Below are 17721 nucleotides of genomic sequence, written 5' to 3' on the forward strand. Positions count from 1 at the left end.
ACGATCAGGGTGGCTCGGTCGATACGTGGCCCGCGGCCACCCGATCCAGGATCAGCGGCGTCGACACCTCGTCGGCGCCGCTGATCTCGTATGCGCCCACCAACGCATCTTGGGACCCGGCAATGGTTTCCGGCCGGTCGGTGTGCAGTTCCAGCAGCGGCTGGCCCGCCGTCACGCGCTCACCCGGCTTCGCCAGGCACAGCACGCCTGCGGCGTGCTGGACGTCGTCCTCCTTGCGGGCCCGCCCCGCCCCGAGGCGCCAGGCCGCAACCCCGACCGCGTACGCGTCGAGCTTCGCCAGCGTCCCGGTCTCGGGCGCGGTCACGACTTCGACATGCTCGGCGCGCGGCAACGCTGCCTCGGGGTCGCCGTCCTGGGCCTTGATCATCCGGCACCACGAGTCGTACGCCCGGCCGTCGGCCAACGCCTCGGCCGGGTCCACATCGGACAAGCCCGCGTGGTCGAGCATTTCGCGGGCCAGGTCCAGCGTCAGCTCCACCACGTCCGGCGGCCCGCCGCCGCGCAGCACCTCCACGGCCTCGGCCACTTCCAGCGCATTGCCGACCGCGCGGCCCAGCGGAACCGACATGTCGGTGATCAGCGCGCTCGTGCGCAGACCGTTGGCGGTGCCGATGTCCACCAGCGCGGCGGCCAGCTCCCGCGCCTGGTCCAGGTCCTTCATGAACGCGCCCGAACCGCACTTGACGTCCAGCACCAGCGACTGCACGCCCTCGGCGATCTTCTTGCTCATGATCGAGCTGGCGATCAGCGGAACCGATTCGACCGTGCCCGTCACATCGCGCAGCGCGTAGAGCTTGCGGTCGGCCGGGGCCAGCCCCTCCGTCGCCGCGCACACCACCGCGCCCACCTCATCGAGCCGGGCCCGGATCTCGTCGGCCGACAACCGGGCCCGCCAACCCGGTATCGACTCCAGCTTGTCCAGAGTGCCGCCGGTATGGCCGAGCCCGCGCCCGGAAAGCTGCGGCACCGCCGCGCCGCAGGCGGCGACCAGCGGAGTCAGCGGCAGCGTGATCTTGTCGCCGACACCGCCGGTGGAGTGCTTGTCCACAGTGGGCCTTCGAACCCCGCCCAGCACCAACGTCTCGCCGGAGGCGACCATCGCCGCCGTCCAGCGAGCCGTCTCCGCCGGGGTCATGCCGCGCAGCAGCACCGCCATCGCCAACGCCGCCATCTGCTCGTCGGCGACCTCGCCCCGGGTGTACGCGTCGATCACCCAGTCGATCTGCTCGTCGCTGAGCCGCTGCCCGTCGCGCTTCGCGCGGATCACGTCAATCGCGGAATGCACTTTCGCCACCTCCACAGCCCGTAGGAATCCTCCGCCTATATAGAGAAACGAACCCCATCAACAGATACACCCCAAACGGGTGATCTTCACGAAAATTGGTGCGCACGACCAAGATTTCGCAACTTACCCGTGCGCAATGTGGATTTCAACGTCCAGTCGGAGCACATTACCGAGACGCTAGGCTTGCCGGGTGATCCTCCCCGAGGCAGGCAACCAAGCCTTCGCCGACGAGTCATTTCGGGAAGCCGAAGTTGGCGGGTACTACATCCTCGCTGCGGTGGTTTTCGAGACTGGCAGCCACGATCCGGCGAGATCTGCGATGCACGAACTACGTGGTGGCCGCGACACATACAAGCTGCACTGGAACGAGATGACTTCGCAAGAGAAGCACAACGCGGCAAAGACCGTGGCCGAGCTCGAAGGATTTCACGTCGTCGTGGTCGGAACCCCCGTCCCAAGTCGACGACAGGAACGCGCCCGTGCCCTATGCCTCACCAAGCTGATTCATGAGCTGCACAGCTACGGAGTCGATCGCCTGTTGATGGAGGGCCGATCGCGGGCGCTCAATGACCGAGACGTTGCAACCGTGCGAGGGGCCCGCTACGAACTCCCCAAGGGAGCTGTCTTCCAAATCAAACACCTGCCTGGAAGTCGCGAGGCCCTACTCTGGGCGGCGGACATCGTGGCTGGTGCAGTCCGGTTCAGCAGGGAAGGATCAGACAGCTGCCGTGAGCTCCTGGACGCCCGTCTCTACCAGATCGACTTGGCGATCGATTGCTAACTGCCTCCGGACATGCGTAAGGTCAGGGTCCCGGTCTGCCCCGGGAAGCACCTGACCTTGCGACTCGCCCGACACCCACGATGCCGAGCTCTCATGGACATCATACACGGCTTGACCAACGGCCGCCTAAAGCTCGAAGGCGTCGGGGAGGACTTCCCGCATCGGGAGGGTTCCGCTGGGGGTGTCGACCAGGCAGTCCGGGCCGCCCAGTTCGAAGAGGAGTTGGCGGCAGCGGCCGCACGGCATCAGCAGGTCACCCGTTCCGCTTCGGCAGGCCACCGCCACGAACCGGCCTCCGCCGGTCAGACGCAGTTGGCCCGCCATGGTGCACTCCGCGCACAACGTGAGGCCGAAGGAGCCGTTCTCCACGTTGCAGCCGGTCACCACTCGACCGTCGTCGCACAGCGCCGCCGCTCCGACCTGCAACTTCGAATACGGGCAGTACGCCAGCGCCGCGGCTTCCACCGCCGCGGCGCGCAGCGCCTCCCAGTCCACAGTGGACGTCATCTAGTCCTCGCCTCTGCGGTACTGCAGACCGTTCGCCTCTGGTGGTCTTAGTCGTTGCGATGCCGCCGCGAGCACCACCAGTGTCACCAGGTGCGGGGTGTAGGCGGTGAGTTCCTCGGGCAGCGAGTCGGTGTACCAGTACACCGCGTACATCACCGCGGCTGCAACCAGCGAGAGGCCGGCTGCGAACCAGCTGCGCCGCCACACCTGCACGGCCGTGACCACCACCAGAAGCAGCGTCGCACCGTAGAACAGCGCGTGCACGCTGGTCTCGCCGCTGCGCAGCTGCAGGCCGTCGGAGTAGCCGAACAGCGCCGCGCCGCCGAGCAGCCCGCCCGGCCGCCAGTTGCCGAAGATCATCGCCGCCAGGCCGATATAGCCCCGGTTGTTGGTCTGGCCCTCGAGGTAGCCCGCCTGACCCGGGTTGAGGATCAGCGCTGCGCCGCCAAGCCCGGCCAGCGCACCGGAGATGATCACCGCGATGTACTTGTAGCGGTAGACGTTCACACCCAGCGACTCCGCCGCGACCGGGTTCTCGCCGCAGGACCGCAGCCGCAGCCCGAACGGCGAGCGCCACAGCACCAGGTAGCTCACCGGAACCAGCAGGTAGGCCAGCATGGTCAGCGGCGAGACTCCGGAGACCAGGCCGCCGAGGATGCCCGCCGCGTCGGAGATGCCGACCCGCTGCAGGTCCTCCAGCTGCTGCAGCCAGCCGGCCACCGGCTGCATCGAGTAGGTGTCGAACTTCGGCACCGGCGGCGACTCCCGCGGGTTCCGCGAGATCGGCTCGAACAGCAGCGTCGACAGGTACTTCGCGGTGCCCGCGCCGAGCAGGTTTATCGCCACGCCGGACACGATGTGGTTCACCCCGAAGGTCACCGTCGCCACCGCGTGCACCAGACCGCCGAGGGCGCCGAACACCGCCGCGGCGACGAGCCCGGCCAGCGGCCCCCACTGGTAGCCGGCCCAGGCACCGCCCCAGGTGCCCAGGATCATCATGCCTTCCAGGCCGATGTTGATGACCCCGGAGCGCTCCGCCCACAACCCGCCTAGGGCGGCCAGCAGGATCGGGATGCCCAGCCGCACCGCCGCCTGCACGGTGCCGGACGAGGTCAGCTGGGGGACGCCGGTCTGGTACGAGGTGATCGACACCGCCAGGAAACCGACCGCCACCCACAGCAGGACGCGGGCCCAGCCGGGCATCCGGCGGCCGAGGCCGGTTTTCCGGTCCGCCGGTGCCGATTTGGTCACGACCGCGGTCATGCCCGCTCACCTCCGGTTCCGGCGGCGGCCGGAGTGGCCACGGTGCCCAGCTCGCGCCCGACCCGCCGCTGCTCGGCGGCGAGTTCGCGGCGGCGCACCAACTCGTACGCGACGACGACCGACAGCACGATCGCGCCCTGCAGGATCGTCACGATCTCCTTGGGCACGCCGATGTTGTCCAGCGTCAGCGAACTCTTGTCCAGGAAGGACCACAGCAGCGCGCCGAAGGCGACGCCGATCGGGTGGTTGCGGCCCAGCAGGGCGATGGCCAGCCCCGCGAAGCCGTAGCCGGCCGAAAAGTTGATCATGAACGTGTGGTCCCGGCCGAGGATCTCCGGCAGCCCGGCCAGGCCCGCGATGGCACCGGAGAGCAGCATCGCGGACATGATCATGCGCTTGGAGTTCACCCCGCCGGCCACGGCTGCCGTCGGCGACAGGCCAGAGGCGCGCAGTTCGAAGCCGTAGCGGGTGCGGTCAATGAGCACCGCGTACCCGATGCCGACCAGCACCGCCAGCAGCACCAGCCCGAACACCGTGCCCGCGCCACCCAGCGGAATCCCGGGCACCAGGCCGCTGCCTGGGATGATCTCCGTGCCCTGGGTATTACCGCGCATCTCGCCGAACGTCCGCACCAGGAAGGCGATCACGCCAATGGACAGGGTGTTGAGCATGATCGTGGAGATCACCTCGGACACCCCGCGGTAGACCTTGAGCACCGCCGCGATCCCGCACCACAGCGCGCCGGTGACCGCGCCAACCACCACGACCAGCGCCGCGTGCAGCCCGAACGGCAGGCTCACCGCGCCGCCGACGATCGCCGCGACGCAAGCGGCCAGCCGGCACTGGCCCTCGATGCCGATGTTCAGCAGGTTCATCTGGAATCCGATCGCGGCCGCGATCGCCACCAGGTAGTACGCCCCCGCCGTGTTGACGATGTTTACGGCGGTCGTGCCGCGGCCGACCTGCGCGATCATCTCCGCCAGCGTCGACAGCGGGTCCGCGCCGGAGACCAGCAGCACCACGCTGCACAGCACCGCCGAGAAGACGATCGCCAGCGCTGGCGGCAGCAGCCGCGTCCGCCAGGTGTTCATGCGGCCTCCCCTGCGCCGGTCATCGCCGCGCCGAGTTCCTCCGGGGTCACCGAGCGCGGGTCGGCCGTCGCGACCAACTGCCCCCGGAACATCACCCGGATGGTGTCGGAAAGGCCGATCAGCTCGTCGAGGTCGGCCGAGATCAGCAGGACCGCGAGGCCCGCCGACCGGGCGGCGCGCAGATGGCCCCAGATGCCCGCCTGCGCACCGACGTCCACGCCACGTGTCGGGTGCGCGGCGATGAGCAGTGCCGGGTCGCAGGAGAGCTCCCGGCCGACCACGAGCTTCTGCTGGTTGCCGCCGGACAGCGCGGCCGCGTCCACGTCGATGCCGGGGGTGCGGACGTCGAACTCCTCAATGATCCGCTGGGTGTCGGCCTTCGCGCCCGCCCGGTCCAGCCAGATCCCGTGGGCCGTCGGCCGGCGGGTCTGGTGGCCGAGGATCCTGTTGATCCACAACGACTCGTCCAGCAGCAGGCCCTGCCGGTGCCGGTCCTCCGGCACGTAGCCGATGCCCGCTTCGCGGCGCGCCAGCGTCGACAGCCCGGTCAGGTCGCGGTCGCCTAGCGAGACCCGGCCGTTGGTGACCGGCCGCATGCCCATGATCGCCTCGACGAGCTCGGTCTGGCCGTTGCCCTCAACACCGGCGATGCCGACGACCTCACCGACCCGCACCGTCAGGTCGATGCCGGCGAGCAGCATCCGGTCCTGTTCCGATGCGGACAGGCCGGTGACGACGAGCACGTCGCGATCGAGCACCGTTGACTCGCCGTGCTCGGGCACCGGCAGTTCGCTGCCCACCATCATCTCGGCGAGCCGGCGGCTGGTGATCTCCGCGGCCGGGACGGTGCCGACCGTGGTGCCGCGCCGCAGGACCGTGATGGTGTCGGCGATGGCCCGCACCTCGTCGAGCTTGTGCGAGATGAACAGGAACGTGAAGCCCTGTTCACGCATGGTGCGCAGGGTGGCGAACAGCTCGTCCACCTCCTGCGGGACCAGCACCGCGGTCGGCTCGTCGAGGATGATGATGCGCGCACCCCGGTACAGGACTTTGAGGATCTCCACCCGCTGCCGGTCGGCGACGCCCAGCCGCTCGACCAGCACGTCCGGGCGCATTTCGAACCCTGCCTGCTCAGCGAGCCCGAGCACCCGCCGGCGGGCCTTCGCGCCGATGCCGTGCTCGTCTTCGGCGCCGAGGACGATGTTCTCGAGCACGGTGAGGTTGTCGGCGAGCATGAAGTGCTGGTGCACCATGCCGATACCGGCGCGGATCGCCTCGGCCGGCGTGCGGAAGCGGACTTCCTCGCCGCGCACGCGGATCGTGCCGGAGTCCGGGGCCTGCATCCCGTAGAGGATCTTCATCAGGGTGGACTTGCCGGCCCCGTTCTCGCCGCACAACGCGTGCACCTCGGCGGTTCGCACCGAGAGGTTCACGTCGGAGTTGGCGACCACGCCGGGGAAGGTCTTGGTGATGCCGGTCAGCTCGACGGCCAGGGACCCGGTTTCGCCGGGTCGGCCGCCGGAATCCGGCTCAGTCGAGGTGTTCATGAGGCTCCGTGGGACGTCGGCACGGGCAGCGAACCAGCTGGACGCTCAACAATGGACGGTTTCGGCACAACCGTGACGATCTTGGCGCGAACCCGCCACTCGGTCGAGTTGAGCGGGAGGGGCACCGCCAGCCGATCGGCTCGGCCGGAGATGCCCCTCACCTGGCGGGTTACGGCTTGCCGGAAACCTTGATCTCGCCGCGTGCGATGGCCGACTTGTAGGCGTCCACCGCGGGCATCAGGTCGGTGACCTTGCCGCCGGACGTGGAGTAGCCCACGCCGTCGATGGACAGGTCGAACTTCTTCGGCATCGAGCCCAGGTCGTTGCGCGCGATCGCCGCGATGTAGTCGTACACCGCGAGGTCCACCCGCTTGAGCATGGAGCTGATGATCACGTCCTTGTACTCCGCGACCGTCGGCTGGTTGTACTGGTCGGAGTCGACCCCGATCGCCAGCGCGTTCGCGGACTTCACCGACGAGAAGACGCCCTTACCGGAGGCGCCCGCCGCGTGGTAGAGCACGTCGGCGCCCGCCTCCAGCTGGCCGGTCGCGACCTCGGAACCCTTGTTGGGGTCCTGGAAGCCGCTGAAGTCACCGGCCGGCGTCAGGTACTTGCGCTCGATCTTGATGTCCGGTGCGGCCGCCTTGGCACCCGCCACGTACCCGGCCTCGAACTTCTGGATCAGCGGGGTGTTGACCCCGCCGACGAAGCCGATGTGGCAGTTCTTCGACTTGTGCGCCGCGATCACGCCGACCAGGAACGAGCCCTGCTCCTCGGCGAACACCAGCGACGTGACGTTCGGGATCCCCTGCACATCCTCGTCGATGATCGCGAACTTGGTGCCCGGGAATTCCGGGGCGACGAGCTTGAGCGCGTCCGCGTAGGCGTAGCCGACCGCGATCACCGGGTTGTAGCCCTCGCGCGCCAGCTGCCGCAGCCGGGTCTGCTTGGCGTCCTCCGGCTCACCGGCCCCGGCGTCGAGCTCCTTGACGTCGGTGAAGCCCATCTGCGACTTCGCCCGGTCCAGCCCGGCGACCGAGGCGTCGTTGAACGAGGCATCGCCGCGCCCACCGATGTCGAAGGCGAGCCCCACCCGCATCGCGGGCGCCTGCGGCGCGGGCTGCTGCTCGGCGGCCGAAGTGGTCGGTGCGGCCCCGGCTGGAGGCGCGCTCAGCCGGCACCCCTGGCCCTGGGCATTGTTATTTCCCCCACCCCCGCTGTCCTTCGCACATCCCGCCAGCGCGAACGCACCGGTGAGCAGCACTGCGACCACTGCCGCGCCGTTGCGGCGCGGTCCTCCGGCACCCGAGCGCCTTCCCCATATCGGCGTTCGCCGCATGCCGTTCCCCTTTCCTGTTGGTCCCGCCGCGGCCCATTCGCCTGCGGTTCCGGCTTGCCGGAAGCCCGCGGCCCGGACGAACTCCACACGAAGGTGTTGCCTCCTGGTGAATTGTTCTTCCAGGGCGCGGCGCACGCCATTCGGTGACGTGGCTCTCGAAATTAAGTCTTGACGCTGCTGCTTGAGCATTGCTCGCGTGTCACGAAATGATTTCTACATCGATCAACCGAGGCGGGACTCTTGTCTGGTCGATCACAGAGAGCGCAGGCGAGTAGGCCCGGGCGTTTAGTCGGGTCTAGCATCCCTTGCGTCAAGGCCCCAGTTCGTGGCCGGTGACGGGCGTGCACCCAATACCAATTGGGACCAACTGCAACTCGGGGCCGGTCGCCCCTTGTTCCCGAACGGGGCCGTCAGTCCACCAGCGAGGTTGGAGGCCTTCCACCATGGCCAGCACCACCGCCTCCGCAGCAGAGGCACCGCAGCGCGCCACCGCACCGCGCGCCAAGGGGAGCCTCTACCGCGGCGATCTGGGCATGTGGTCGTGGGTCGCCCACCGAATCACGGGCGTACTCACCTTCTTCTTCTTGTTCGTACACGTCCTGGACACCGCCCTGGTCCGGGTTTCGCCGAACGCCTACGACACGGTCATCGAAACCTACAAGCACCCGGTGATGATCCTGTTCGAGCTGGGGCTGCTGGCGGCTGTGCTGTTCCACGCCTTCAACGGCATCCGGGTCATGCTGGTCGACTTCTGGGCCAAGGGCACGAAGTACCAGAAGCCGATGCTGTGGACGGTCGTGGTGCTCTGGCTGGTGTTGATCATCCCGGCCGCGATCAGCCTGATCGGCCGCGCAGTCACGGAAGTTTTCGGGGGTTGAGCAAATGACCGTCACCGACGCACCGCTTTCCGTGGAGAAGCCGCGCACCTCGTCGCGCCCCGCCGCGCGCCGCAACAACTTCGAGCTCTACAGCTGGTTGTTCATGCGGCTGTCCGGTGTGGTGCTGCTGTTCCTGGTGCTCGGGCATCTGCTGATCATGCTGTTCCTGGACGGCGGCGTCCACAAGATCAACTTCGCGTTCGTCGCGGGCCGCTGGGCCTCTCCGTTCTGGCAGTTCTGGGACCTCACCATGCTATGGCTGGCGGGTCTGCATGGCGGTAACGGACTCCGCACCGTCATCAACGACTACTCCCGAAAAGACGGCACACGCTTCTGGCTGAAGATGCTGCTGTACGTCTCGGTCTTGCTGACCGTGGGTCTGGGCACCTTCGTGATCTTCACCTTCGACCCGAACATCGGCTAGCTCCGCAGACGACCACAGCGTGGCGAGATCGACGCCCCACCCGCGGGTCCCGCCACAGCCCGAGGAGGCGACCATGCAATTCCACAAGTACGACGTGGTCATCGTCGGCGCCGGCGGCGCCGGGATGCGCGCCGCGATCGAATCCGGGCAGCGCGCCCGCACTGCCGTGCTGACCAAGCTCTACCCCACCCGTTCGCACACCGGCGCCGCCCAGGGCGGCATGTGCGCGGCGTTGGCCAACGTCGAAGAGGACAACTGGGAGTGGCACACCTTCGACACCATCAAGGGCGGTGACTACCTGGTCGACCAGGACGCCGCCGAGATCATGGCGAAGGAAGCCATCGACGCGGTCCTGGACCTGGAGAAGATGGGGCTGCCGTTCAACCGGACCCCGGAAGGCAAGATCGACCAGCGCCGGTTCGGCGGCCACACCCGCGACCACGGCAAGGCCCCGGTCCGCCGCGCCTGCTACGCCGCGGACCGCACCGGCCACATGATCCTGCAGACGCTCTACCAGAACTGCGTCAAGCACGGCGTGGAGTTCTACAACGAGTTCTACGTCCTGGACATCATGCTCAGCGACGGCCCGGACGGCCAGCAGGTCTGCTCCGGTGCGATCGCCTACGAGCTGGCCACCGGCGAGATCCACGTCTTCCAGGCCAAGTCGGTCATCTTCGCCACCGGCGGCTTCGGCAAGGTCTTCAAGACCACCTCGAACGCGCACACCCTCACCGGTGATGGCATGGGCATCATCTACCGCAAGGGCCTGCCGCTGGAGGACATGGAGTTCTACCAGTTCCACCCGACCGGCCTGGCCGGCCTGGGCATCCTGATCACCGAGGGCGTCCGCGGCGAGGGCGGCATCCTGCGCAACGCCGACGGCGAGCGGTTCATGGAGCGCTACGCCCCGACGATCAAGGACCTGGCGCCGCGCGACATCGTCGCCCGGTCGATGGCCCTGGAGGTGCTGGAAGGCCGCGGCGCGGGTCCGAACAAGGACTACGTGCTGCTGGACGTGACGCACCTCGGCGAGGACCTGCTCGAAGCGAAGCTCCCGGACATCATGGAGTTCTCCCGCACCTACCTGGGCGTGGAACCCACCAAGGAGCCGGTGCCGGTCTACCCGACTGCGCACTACGCGATGGGCGGCATCCCGACCAACATCGTCGGCGAGGTGCTGCGGGACAACGACAACACCATCCCCGGCCTGTACGCGGCCGGCGAGTGCGCCTGCGTCTCCGTGCACGGCTCGAACCGGCTGGGCACCAACTCGCTGCTGGACATCAACGTGTTCGGCCGCCGGTCGGGCATCGCCGCCGCCGAGTACGCGCTCAACCACGACCACGTGGAGCTGCCGGAGGAGCCGACCAAGCTCGTGCAGGGCATGGTCGACCACCTGCGCACCGCGCACGGCGGCGAGCGGGTCGCCACGATCCGCACCGAGCTGCAGCAGACGATGGACGCCAACGCCTCGGTGTACCGCACCGAGGAGACCCTCAAGACGGCGCTGTCGGACGTGCAGGCGCTCAAGGAGCGCTACGGCCGGATCTCCGTGCACGACAAGGGCAAGCGGTACAACTCCGACCTGCTGGAGGCCATCGAGCTGGGCTTCCTGCTCGACCTGGCCGAGGCGCTGGTCAACGCCGCGCTGGCCCGCAAGGAGTCTCGCGGCGGCCACGCCCGCGAGGACTACACCGCCCGGGACGACGTCAACTTCATGCGGCACAGCATGCAGTACAAGGTGTTGCCCGACCAGGAGGACCCGAACGCGCCGCTCGGGTTGACCGGTTTCCAGGCCGACATCCGCCTGGACTACAAGCCCGTCGTCGTCACCCGGTACCAGCCGATGGAGCGTAAGTACTGATGACCGCCGCTACCACGAACAACGACACGACCGATCTTCCGGGTGACGCCCCGCCGATCCCGGACGGCGCCACGATGGTCACCGTCAAGATCCTTCGGTACAACCCGGAGGTCGACGAGGACCTGCACTGGGAGTCCTACCGGGTCCCGGCGCTGCCGTCGGACCGCGTGCTGAACCTGCTGCACTACATCAAGTGGTACGTCGACGGCACGCTGACCTTCCGCCGGTCCTGCGCGCACGGCGTGTGCGGCTCCGACGCGATGCGCATCAACGGGGTCAACCGGCTGGCCTGCAAGGTGCTGATGAAGGACCTGCTGGCCAAGGGCGGCGAGACCACGCTGACCATCGAGCCGATCAAGGGCCTGCCGGTCGAGAAGGACCTGCTGGTCGACATGGAGCCGTTCTTCGAGGCCTACCGGTCGGTCAAGCCGTACCTGATGACCACTGGCAACGAGCCGACCAGGGAGCGCATCCAGTCGGTCGCCGAGCGGGCCAGGTTCGACGACACCACCAAGTGCATCCTGTGCGCGGCGTGCACCACGTCGTGCCCGGTGTACTGGTCGGACGGCAACTACTTCGGCCCGGCGGCGATCGTCAACGCGCACCGGTTCATCTTCGACAGCCGTGACGAGGGCGCCGAGGAGCGGCTCGACATCCTCAACGACGTCGACGGCGTGTGGCGGTGCCGCACGACCTTCAACTGCACGGATGCCTGCCCGCGAGGCATCCAGGTCACGAAGGCGATCCAAGAGGTCAAGCGAGCCCTGATGTTCCGCCGCCGCTGACCCAGTGAACACCGACGGCGCCCGCCTCCCCGGAGGTGGGCGCCGTTTCCCTTTGCCTTCCTGACAATGTGCACGCGCACGGTTACATCAAGTCAGTACGCTCTCGGCGCAGTCTGGCTGCTCCCTGCCGACGGCGCCAACCTCTATGCCTTGCTGGTATCCCGTCTGAATCGCTGGTCGGCGACGGCGGTCGACAGAAGGACGAATTCGTCAACATCGCCGGACTCCACATGGGGAATAACCATCGCAAAGGGCACACCTACACCTGGTTGCCGAACCACCTGGCCGACGAAACCGGGCAAGTAAGCCGAGGACATCCCCTGGGTCGCCACCGCAATCGAGCCGCTGAAGGGACTGCAGGTGCCGATCGAGCAGCAGGACGTGGAAGTCCTGCTGGCGAGACGCCGACCTGAAAACGCAGCTCGACGCCCTCCAACTGGCGTCCGACCAGGCTCCGGCAGCGACCGGCCCGCGCGGCACCAAGCTGTCGGAGCTCATCGCCGAGCTGATCGAACTGGGCGTGATGACGAACCGAAAGAACGGCAAGCTCGACCTTCCCGACATCTATCGGGTCGCGTTCGGTCTGGGTCGCAAGGGCGGGGTGCCGCGGATGCGGTCGTCTTGAACCTGCTCGCTAGCTTGCCGGCGGTCAGCGGCGGGCGGCCCGGTAGGCCCGCCAGCCGAGGACCCCGATGATCGTGCCCAAGACCAGGGAGACCACCGCGATCACCAGGTGGACGATCAGGTAGGACGTCGGCGAACCGCCCGCCCAGGAGCGGTCGCTGTTCCAGATGTTGCGCACGAAGTTCGGCCACAGCAGGTACGACCAGACGCCGAAGGCCAGCAGGAACAACGCAACGCGGCGGGAAATTGTCACGGCCCCCAGTATCCGCTGTAACCTGCTTCACCCACCTGTCCGGGGGCGGTCTGCGTCTCGGTGCTCACGGCGATTGGCTAGCCTGCTGCGTGTGCCTCTGAGTGCCCGCGGTCAACTCCGCACGAAATCCGCGCTAAGTGCGGCCATTTGCACTCTCGCCGCTTCGCTAGCGCTGGCAACCGGCGGCACGGCCGCGGCCCAACCGCCGGCAGCGTGCCCTAACGCCGTTCCGCCGCCTCCGGTGGACACCTCCGAGGTGCCCGCGCCGGGCTCGCCGGTCCCCGAGCCGGTGCCGGTCCCGGAGACGCCGGTCGGCGGGGACCGAATGGCGGAGTGCGGCGTGATCCTCGCGCCGGGCCTGCCGGAGCCGCCCCCCGAGGTCAGCGCCGAGAGCTGGGTGCTGGCAGACCTGGACAGCGGGGCCGTGCTGGCGGCGAAGGACCCGCACGCCAGGCACCGCCCGGCATCGACGATCAAGGTCCTCACCGCGCTAACCGCGATCCGCGAGCTGCGGATGGACGACACGATCATCGTCACCCAGGAGGACGCTAACCAGGAGGGCAGCCGGGTCGGGCTCAGCCCCGGCGTCACCTACACCGTGCAGCAGGTGCTGTCCGGATTGATCATGCGGTCCGGCAACGACGCCGCGCACGCGCTCGCCATGAAGATGGGTGGGTTCGACGCCACGCTCGACAAGGTCAACGCGCTGGCCCGCGAGCTGGGCGCGCTGGACACCCGGGTCGCGACGCCGTCCGGGCTGGACGGTCCGGGCATGAGCACTTCGGCCTACGACCTGGCGGCCATCTTCCGGGCGGCGATGCACGAGCCGGCGTTCGCCTCGATCGCCGGCGTCCACAACACGCTGCTGCCGGGCAAGCCGGGCGGCCCGCCGCTGGAGGTCTGGTCCGACAACCAGGTGCTGCTCAACTACCCCGGCGCCATCGGCGGCAAGACCGGGTTCACCGACGATGCGCGGCACACGTTCATCGGTGCCGCCGAGCGCGACGGACGCCGGCTGGTGGCGGTGCTGATGCGCGGCGAGAACCAACCGATCCGGCAGTCCCAGCAGACCATGCGCCTGCTGGACTACGGGTTCGGGCTCGACGCCAGCGCCCCGGTCGGCGAGCTGGTGACCAGGTCACCCCGCCCGTCCCCGGTGGAGAACGCGGCGGCGGATTCGCCGGAGACCAGCCAGGCGCAGAGCTCGTCGATGTTCGGCACGGTCGGCTGGCCGTTGACGCTGATCGCGATCGCCGCCGTCGCGGTTGCGGGTGTCCTGGCGCTCCGACATCGCCGCGCGCGTCTGGCCGCCGCCGCGCGCCGCAGGCAGAACGGCGACCACCCCTGACAGAACCCGCTACCGGCGCGCCGCTGGCCGGGATCCAATCAGTTAACGGTCCGTGGTCGTTGTTAACGGTCCGTGGTCGTTGTTAACGGTCCGTGGTCGTTGCGATCCGGGAATAGATCCGTGAGTGGTTTTGGGCGCCATGGCAACCAAAACCACTCACGGGCACTGGCCCGCAGCTCCGCCGACCCGATCCGGTCGACCCGGAAGGTGCGGGCCTCACCGCTGCGGTGGTCGTGGCCGGTCACGTACCAACGTCCGGAGTGGAAGACCAACCACGCCGAGCCGCCGACCCGCTGGTGCGCCTGCGGGCAGCTCCAGCATCGCCAACACCCAGCTCGTGGGATGTGACACGGGTCTCCCCGCAGAACAATCCGGGCGATTTCTGTCCGGCATCGAGCCTAGTGTCCAGGCCATCGATCCGGCTGAGAAGGAGTGCTGCAATGGCGACGATCGTGCTGGTCCCCGGCTTCTGGCTCGGTGCATGGGCGTGGGAGGACGTGACGCTGGACCTGCGGGCGGCGGGCCACGACGTCCACCCGGTGACGATGCCCGGCCTCGCCGACCGGGCCGCCGAAGCCTCGCCGGAGGTCGGCGTCGAGACGCACGTAGCGGACCTGGTCCGGTTCATCGAGCAGAACGACCTCCGGGACGTCGTGCTGGTCGGGCACAGCGGCGCGAACGTGCCCGTCACCGGCGCCGCCGACCGCATCCCGGACCGGATCGCGCGCATCGTCTACGTCGACGCCGGGCCGATGCCGGGCGGCGTATCCGTGCTGGACTTCAACCCGCCGGAGGTCCAGGAGGAGTGGCGCAAGAAGGTCGAGGCCCAAGGCGACGGCTGGCGCCTCCCGCTCCCCGAGTTCGGCCCGGAAGATCTCGCCGGGCTGTCCGATGAGATGCTGGCCCGCATGCGCGCCATGAGCACGCCGCAGCCGTTCGCCACCGCGACGCAGTCCCTGCAGCGGCCGGAGGGCATCCCGGGCACGCCGATCTCGGTGATCGCGTCAACCTCAACCCCGGAGCAGGTCCAGGCCCTCATCGACAGCGGCATCCCGCTGTTCGCGCCGATGGCCGGGGCTGAGGTGCACCACCTCCCGACCGGCCACTGGCCGATGTTCTCCCGCCCGGCCGACCTCGCGGCAATGCTCTCCCGCATCGCCGGATGACCGTCCGCAACGCCGGAGGTTGTGGATAACTTCCGCAATTTCAATGGAAATCAGAGGTCCGATTTCCATTGAAATTGCGGCGGGACGCAGGGGTCAGCGCTTGCGGCGCAAGGCCCAGCCCGCGATGGCGCCGAGGCCCACCAGGCCCAAGAGGCCCACCAGGCCCGCCGTGGCCCGCACGCCCACCCGGTCCCGCACCTGGACCACCGGCCGAATGATCGCCGGGCCCGGCGGCCGCGGAGGCGCGACCTCCAGGTTCTCCCGGGCCGATGCCGTCCAAGCCGTGACGAACAGGATGAACCGCGAGGTCAGGTTGGCGAACACCAGCAGACCGAGGATCGGGCCGAACGCCACGCCCGCCGGCGAGCTGGTGACGCTGTTCAGATAAACCACCCCGACCTGCTTGAGGACCTCGAACCCGATCGCGGCGAACAGCGCGCCCCACACCGCGCTGTGCAACGTGACCGGCTTGCGCGGCAGCCGCGCCAGCACCCACAAGAACACCAGCCAGCTCGCCAACAGCGACAGCAGTATCGACAGCACCCGTAGCACGAACGCCGCGGCCGGATTGTCCTCGATCCCGACCAGCTCGAACAGCCACCGCCCGACCCCGCCGCCGAGCGCGCTGATGCCCAGCGAGACGGCCACCGCCGCGCCGAGCCCGATCAGCGACCCCAGGTCGGCGGCCGTCCGCCGGACCATCGACTGATTCGCCGGCTCCTGCGTCCACTGTGCAGTCAGCGCCTCCCGCAGGTTTGTCATCCAACCGAGCCCCGAGTACAGCGCGGCGAGCAGGCCGATCACACCGACCGTCCCGGCCTGGCTGATCGCCTGCTGGACGACGCGGTTGAGCATGTCGCTCATCGCCGGGCTGGGCACCGCGGAGGTGATCGACGTCTGCAGCCGCCCCAGCAGTTCCGGGTTCCCGCTCAGCACGAAACCGGCCACGGCGAAGGCGATCATCAGCAGCGGCACCAGCGCGAGCACGCTGAAGTAGGTGATCGCGGCGGCGTAGTAGTCGCCGTACTGGCCCTGGTAGCGCTCGAAGGCCCGGATGAGCCGGTCCAACCACGCGTGGCGGCGGCGCAGCAGCGCCAATCGGCCCGGCTTCGTGTCCTGCTCCTGACCGGCCACGGTGCACCTCCCGCCGCAACGGCTTCCCCCGAACGGTGGCAGGCTACCCGCAGTTGATCAGTTCAGCCCATCGGCGGAAGGAATCCCATCCGGTCGAAGACGGTCCGCAAGGTTTCCGCCGAGACCGCCCGCGCCCGCTCCGCGCCCCGGTGCAGGACCTTGTCCAGTTCGGCCGGGTCGTCGAGGTAGCTGCGGACCTTCTCCTGGAACGGCGTGACGAACTCGACCACGACCTCGCCGAGCTCCTTCTTCAGGTCGCCGTAGCCCTTGCCCTCGTAGGCGGCCTCCAGGTCGGCGATGCTGCGGCCGGTCAGCGCCGAGTAGATCACCAGCAGGTTGCTGATGCCCGGCTTGTTCTCTACGTCGTAGCGGATCTCCCGCTCCAGGTCGGTGACCGCAGAGCGGATCTTCTTGGCCGAGCGCTTCGGCGCCTCCAGCAGCTCGACGACCCCGGCGGGCACCGACTTGCTCATCTTCGAAGTCGGGTCCTGCAGGTCGTAGATCTTGGCGGTTTCCTTGGGGATGTGCGCTGCGGGCACCGTGAAGGTATGGCCGTAGCGGGAGTTGAACCGCTGCGCCAGGTTGCGGGTGAGCTCCAGGTGCTGGCGCTGGTCCTCGCCGACCGGGACCGCGTCGGCCTGGTAGAGCAGGATGTCCGCGGCCTGCAGCACCGGGTAGGTGAACAGCCCGACGCTGACGTGGTCGGCTTCCTGGCGGGCGGACTTGTCCTTGAACTGGGTCATCCGACCGGCCTCGCCGAACCCGGTCAGGCATTCCAGGACCCAGCTGAGCTGGGCGTGTTCCGGGATGTGGCTCTGCACGAACAGCGTCGAGCGGTCGGGGTCGATGCCGATCGCGAGCAGTTGGGCGGCGGAGAGCCGGGTACGCTGGCGCAGCAGTTCCGGGTCCTGCGCGACGGTGATGGCGTGCAGGTCGACGACGCAGTAGAAGGCGTCGTGGTCGTCTTGCATGGTGACCCATTCCCGCAGGGCGCCCAGGTAGTTGCCGAGGTGGAACGAGTCGGCGGTGGGCTGGATGCCGGACAGCACGCGCGGCCGCGCCGCGGGCTGGTCGCTGGTCTGGGGTGCGGGGCTGTCGCTGCTCACGTGGTGATTCTCGCAAGTCCCGCCGGAGCTGTGGGATCGACCTCTCCGGTTATCCCTGGGTCAGGTCTTGCGCTGGTTCTCTGGCTGGATCTTCTTCTTCCGGAACATGCCCGCGACCATGCCGACCACTCCGAGGGCGACCGCGGTGAGGCCGACCGGAGCGCTCAGCGATTCCAGGGGGCTGGCCGCGAGGACGGGCGAGCCGACGGCAGCGGCGCCGCCGGCGGCCGCCAGGAGCACCGCGGCGAGCGCGGCGCCAAGCACGGACACCCGCGTGACCACGCGGGATATTCGGCTACCCACGG

General features: G+C 68.6%; 18 protein-coding genes. 7 read left to right on the forward strand and 11 right to left on the reverse strand.

All coding sequences use genetic code 11. From position 1 onward, the window contains the following. Positions 1-4: 4 nt before the first annotated feature. Complete coding sequence (locus tag FDZ84_RS07855; RefSeq protein WP_246868875.1) at positions 5-1306, reverse strand: thymidine phosphorylase; 1302 nt, start codon at positions 1304-1306, stop codon at positions 5-7. A 190-nt stretch (positions 1307-1496) separates the two neighbouring features. Here FDZ84_RS07855 and FDZ84_RS07860 point away from each other — a divergent pair, with 190 nt between their 5' ends. Next, positions 1497-2087 carry a DUF3800 domain-containing protein gene (locus FDZ84_RS07860; RefSeq protein ID WP_168585352.1) on the forward strand — a complete coding sequence of 197 codons (591 nt, stop codon included), beginning with the start codon at positions 1497-1499 and terminating at the stop codon, positions 2085-2087. 126 nt (positions 2088-2213) lie between these two features. Here FDZ84_RS07860 and FDZ84_RS07865 read toward each other — a convergent pair whose 3' ends face one another. The 5 genes from FDZ84_RS07865 to FDZ84_RS07885 form a co-directional block, all read right to left on the reverse strand. After that, positions 2214-2594 (reverse strand): cytidine deaminase, encoded by a 381-nt coding sequence (locus FDZ84_RS07865; RefSeq protein ID WP_168585353.1) that lies wholly within the window; start codon positions 2592-2594, stop codon positions 2214-2216. Continuing rightward, positions 2595-3857, reverse strand: coding sequence for an ABC transporter permease (locus FDZ84_RS07870; RefSeq protein ID WP_210435470.1), 1263 nt, complete (start codon positions 3855-3857; stop codon positions 2595-2597). Further along, positions 3854-4948 (reverse strand): ABC transporter permease, encoded by a 1095-nt coding sequence (locus FDZ84_RS07875; RefSeq protein WP_168585354.1) that lies wholly within the window; start codon positions 4946-4948, stop codon positions 3854-3856. Before FDZ84_RS07875 ends, FDZ84_RS07870 begins: the two co-directional genes overlap by 4 nt. After that, entirely contained in the window at positions 4945-6495 is a 1551-nt protein-coding gene (locus tag FDZ84_RS07880; RefSeq protein ID WP_168585355.1) for an ABC transporter ATP-binding protein, read from the reverse strand. Before FDZ84_RS07880 ends, FDZ84_RS07875 begins: the two co-directional genes overlap by 4 nt. Before the next feature lie 169 nt (positions 6496-6664). Then, positions 6665-7834, reverse strand: coding sequence for a BMP family protein (locus FDZ84_RS07885; protein WP_168585356.1), 1170 nt, complete (start codon positions 7832-7834; stop codon positions 6665-6667). A gap of 443 nt (positions 7835-8277) precedes the next feature. On the opposite strand from FDZ84_RS07885, the gene sdhC reads away from it, so the two are divergent. The 4 genes from sdhC to FDZ84_RS07905 all read left to right on the forward strand — a co-directional run bounded on the left by sdhC (position 8278) and on the right by FDZ84_RS07905 (position 11785). Beyond that, positions 8278-8712: a succinate dehydrogenase, cytochrome b556 subunit gene (sdhC, locus tag FDZ84_RS07890; RefSeq protein ID WP_168585357.1), complete on the forward strand. Its 435-nt coding sequence runs from the start codon at positions 8278-8280 to the stop codon at positions 8710-8712. A gap of 4 nt (positions 8713-8716) precedes the next feature. Then, the gene (locus FDZ84_RS07895; protein ID WP_168585358.1) at positions 8717-9136 is read left to right on the forward strand and encodes a succinate dehydrogenase hydrophobic membrane anchor subunit; all 420 of its coding nucleotides are present in this window, start codon (positions 8717-8719) and stop codon (positions 9134-9136) included. 73 nt (positions 9137-9209) lie between these two features. After that, positions 9210-11000 (forward strand): succinate dehydrogenase flavoprotein subunit, encoded by a 1791-nt coding sequence (gene sdhA / locus FDZ84_RS07900; RefSeq protein ID WP_168585359.1) that lies wholly within the window; start codon positions 9210-9212, stop codon positions 10998-11000. Continuing rightward, positions 11000-11785 (forward strand): succinate dehydrogenase iron-sulfur subunit, encoded by a 786-nt coding sequence (locus FDZ84_RS07905; RefSeq protein ID WP_168585360.1) that lies wholly within the window; start codon positions 11000-11002, stop codon positions 11783-11785. The genes sdhA and FDZ84_RS07905 overlap by 1 nt, the downstream gene beginning before the upstream one ends. A gap of 649 nt (positions 11786-12434) precedes the next feature. Here the strand turns inward: FDZ84_RS07905 and FDZ84_RS07910 are convergent. After that, a complete protein-coding gene (locus FDZ84_RS07910) occupies positions 12435-12662 on the reverse strand; it encodes an SCO4848 family membrane protein (RefSeq protein WP_029536182.1) in 228 nt (75 codons plus the stop codon). Between the two features lie 241 nt (positions 12663-12903). Between FDZ84_RS07910 and FDZ84_RS07915 the strand changes: the two genes are divergently transcribed. After that, a complete protein-coding gene (locus FDZ84_RS07915) occupies positions 12904-14010 on the forward strand; it encodes a D-alanyl-D-alanine carboxypeptidase family protein (RefSeq protein ID WP_168585361.1) in 1107 nt (368 codons plus the stop codon). Between the two features lie 62 nt (positions 14011-14072). On the opposite strand, the gene FDZ84_RS40550 is transcribed toward FDZ84_RS07915, so the two are convergent. After that, on the reverse strand, positions 14073-14282 hold the full coding sequence (locus FDZ84_RS40550) for a WYL domain-containing protein (RefSeq protein WP_371812808.1): 210 nt from the start codon (positions 14280-14282) through the stop codon (positions 14073-14075). Positions 14283-14450: 168 nt separating this feature from the next. Between FDZ84_RS40550 and FDZ84_RS07925 the strand changes: the two genes are divergently transcribed. Continuing rightward, positions 14451-15176 carry an alpha/beta fold hydrolase gene (locus FDZ84_RS07925; RefSeq protein ID WP_168585362.1) on the forward strand — a complete coding sequence of 242 codons (726 nt, stop codon included), beginning with the start codon at positions 14451-14453 and terminating at the stop codon, positions 15174-15176. Positions 15177-15269: 93 nt separating this feature from the next. Here the strand turns inward: FDZ84_RS07925 and yhjD are convergent, their stop codons facing one another. The 3 genes from yhjD to FDZ84_RS07940 form a co-directional block, all read right to left on the reverse strand. Further along, the gene (gene yhjD / locus FDZ84_RS07930) at positions 15270-16310 is read right to left on the reverse strand and encodes an inner membrane protein YhjD (protein WP_168585363.1); all 1041 of its coding nucleotides are present in this window, start codon (positions 16308-16310) and stop codon (positions 15270-15272) included. Between the two features lie 62 nt (positions 16311-16372). Beyond that, entirely contained in the window at positions 16373-17416 is a 1044-nt protein-coding gene (trpS, locus tag FDZ84_RS07935; RefSeq protein WP_168585364.1) for a tryptophan--tRNA ligase, read from the reverse strand. Between the two features lie 60 nt (positions 17417-17476). After that, the gene (locus FDZ84_RS07940) at positions 17477-17686 is read right to left on the reverse strand and encodes a hypothetical protein (protein WP_168584082.1); all 210 of its coding nucleotides are present in this window, start codon (positions 17684-17686) and stop codon (positions 17477-17479) included. Between the last annotated feature and the right edge of the window lie 35 nt (positions 17687-17721).

It is taken from the genome of Saccharopolyspora sp. ASAGF58 (assembly GCF_012277335.1).
GTDB classification, from domain to species: domain Bacteria; phylum Actinomycetota; class Actinomycetes; order Mycobacteriales; family Pseudonocardiaceae; genus Saccharopolyspora; species Saccharopolyspora hattusasensis.

What these genes read in the sequence shown, in the direction of transcription:
- FDZ84_RS07870 (WP_210435470.1), bottom strand. Translation starts at nt 3,857, where the DNA reads ATGACCGCGGTCGTGACCAAATCGGCACCGGCGGACCGGAAAACCGGC.
- FDZ84_RS07865 (WP_168585353.1), bottom strand. Translation starts at nt 2,594, where the DNA reads ATGACGTCCACTGTGGACTGGGAGGCGCTGCGCGCCGCGGCGGTGGAA.
- FDZ84_RS07885 (WP_168585356.1), bottom strand. Translation starts at nt 7,834, where the DNA reads ATGCGGCGAACGCCGATATGGGGAAGGCGCTCGGGTGCCGGAGGACCG.
- sdhC (WP_168585357.1), top strand. Translation starts at nt 8,278, where the DNA reads ATGGCCAGCACCACCGCCTCCGCAGCAGAGGCACCGCAGCGCGCCACC.
- FDZ84_RS07925 (WP_168585362.1), top strand. Translation starts at nt 14,451, where the DNA reads ATGGCGACGATCGTGCTGGTCCCCGGCTTCTGGCTCGGTGCATGGGCG.
- FDZ84_RS07880 (WP_168585355.1), bottom strand. Translation starts at nt 6,495, where the DNA reads ATGAACACCTCGACTGAGCCGGATTCCGGCGGCCGACCCGGCGAAACC.
- FDZ84_RS07905 (WP_168585360.1), top strand. Translation starts at nt 11,000, where the DNA reads ATGACCGCCGCTACCACGAACAACGACACGACCGATCTTCCGGGTGAC.
- sdhA (WP_168585359.1), top strand. Translation starts at nt 9,210, where the DNA reads ATGCAATTCCACAAGTACGACGTGGTCATCGTCGGCGCCGGCGGCGCC.
- FDZ84_RS07875 (WP_168585354.1), bottom strand. Translation starts at nt 4,948, where the DNA reads ATGAACACCTGGCGGACGCGGCTGCTGCCGCCAGCGCTGGCGATCGTC.
- FDZ84_RS07895 (WP_168585358.1), top strand. Translation starts at nt 8,717, where the DNA reads ATGACCGTCACCGACGCACCGCTTTCCGTGGAGAAGCCGCGCACCTCG.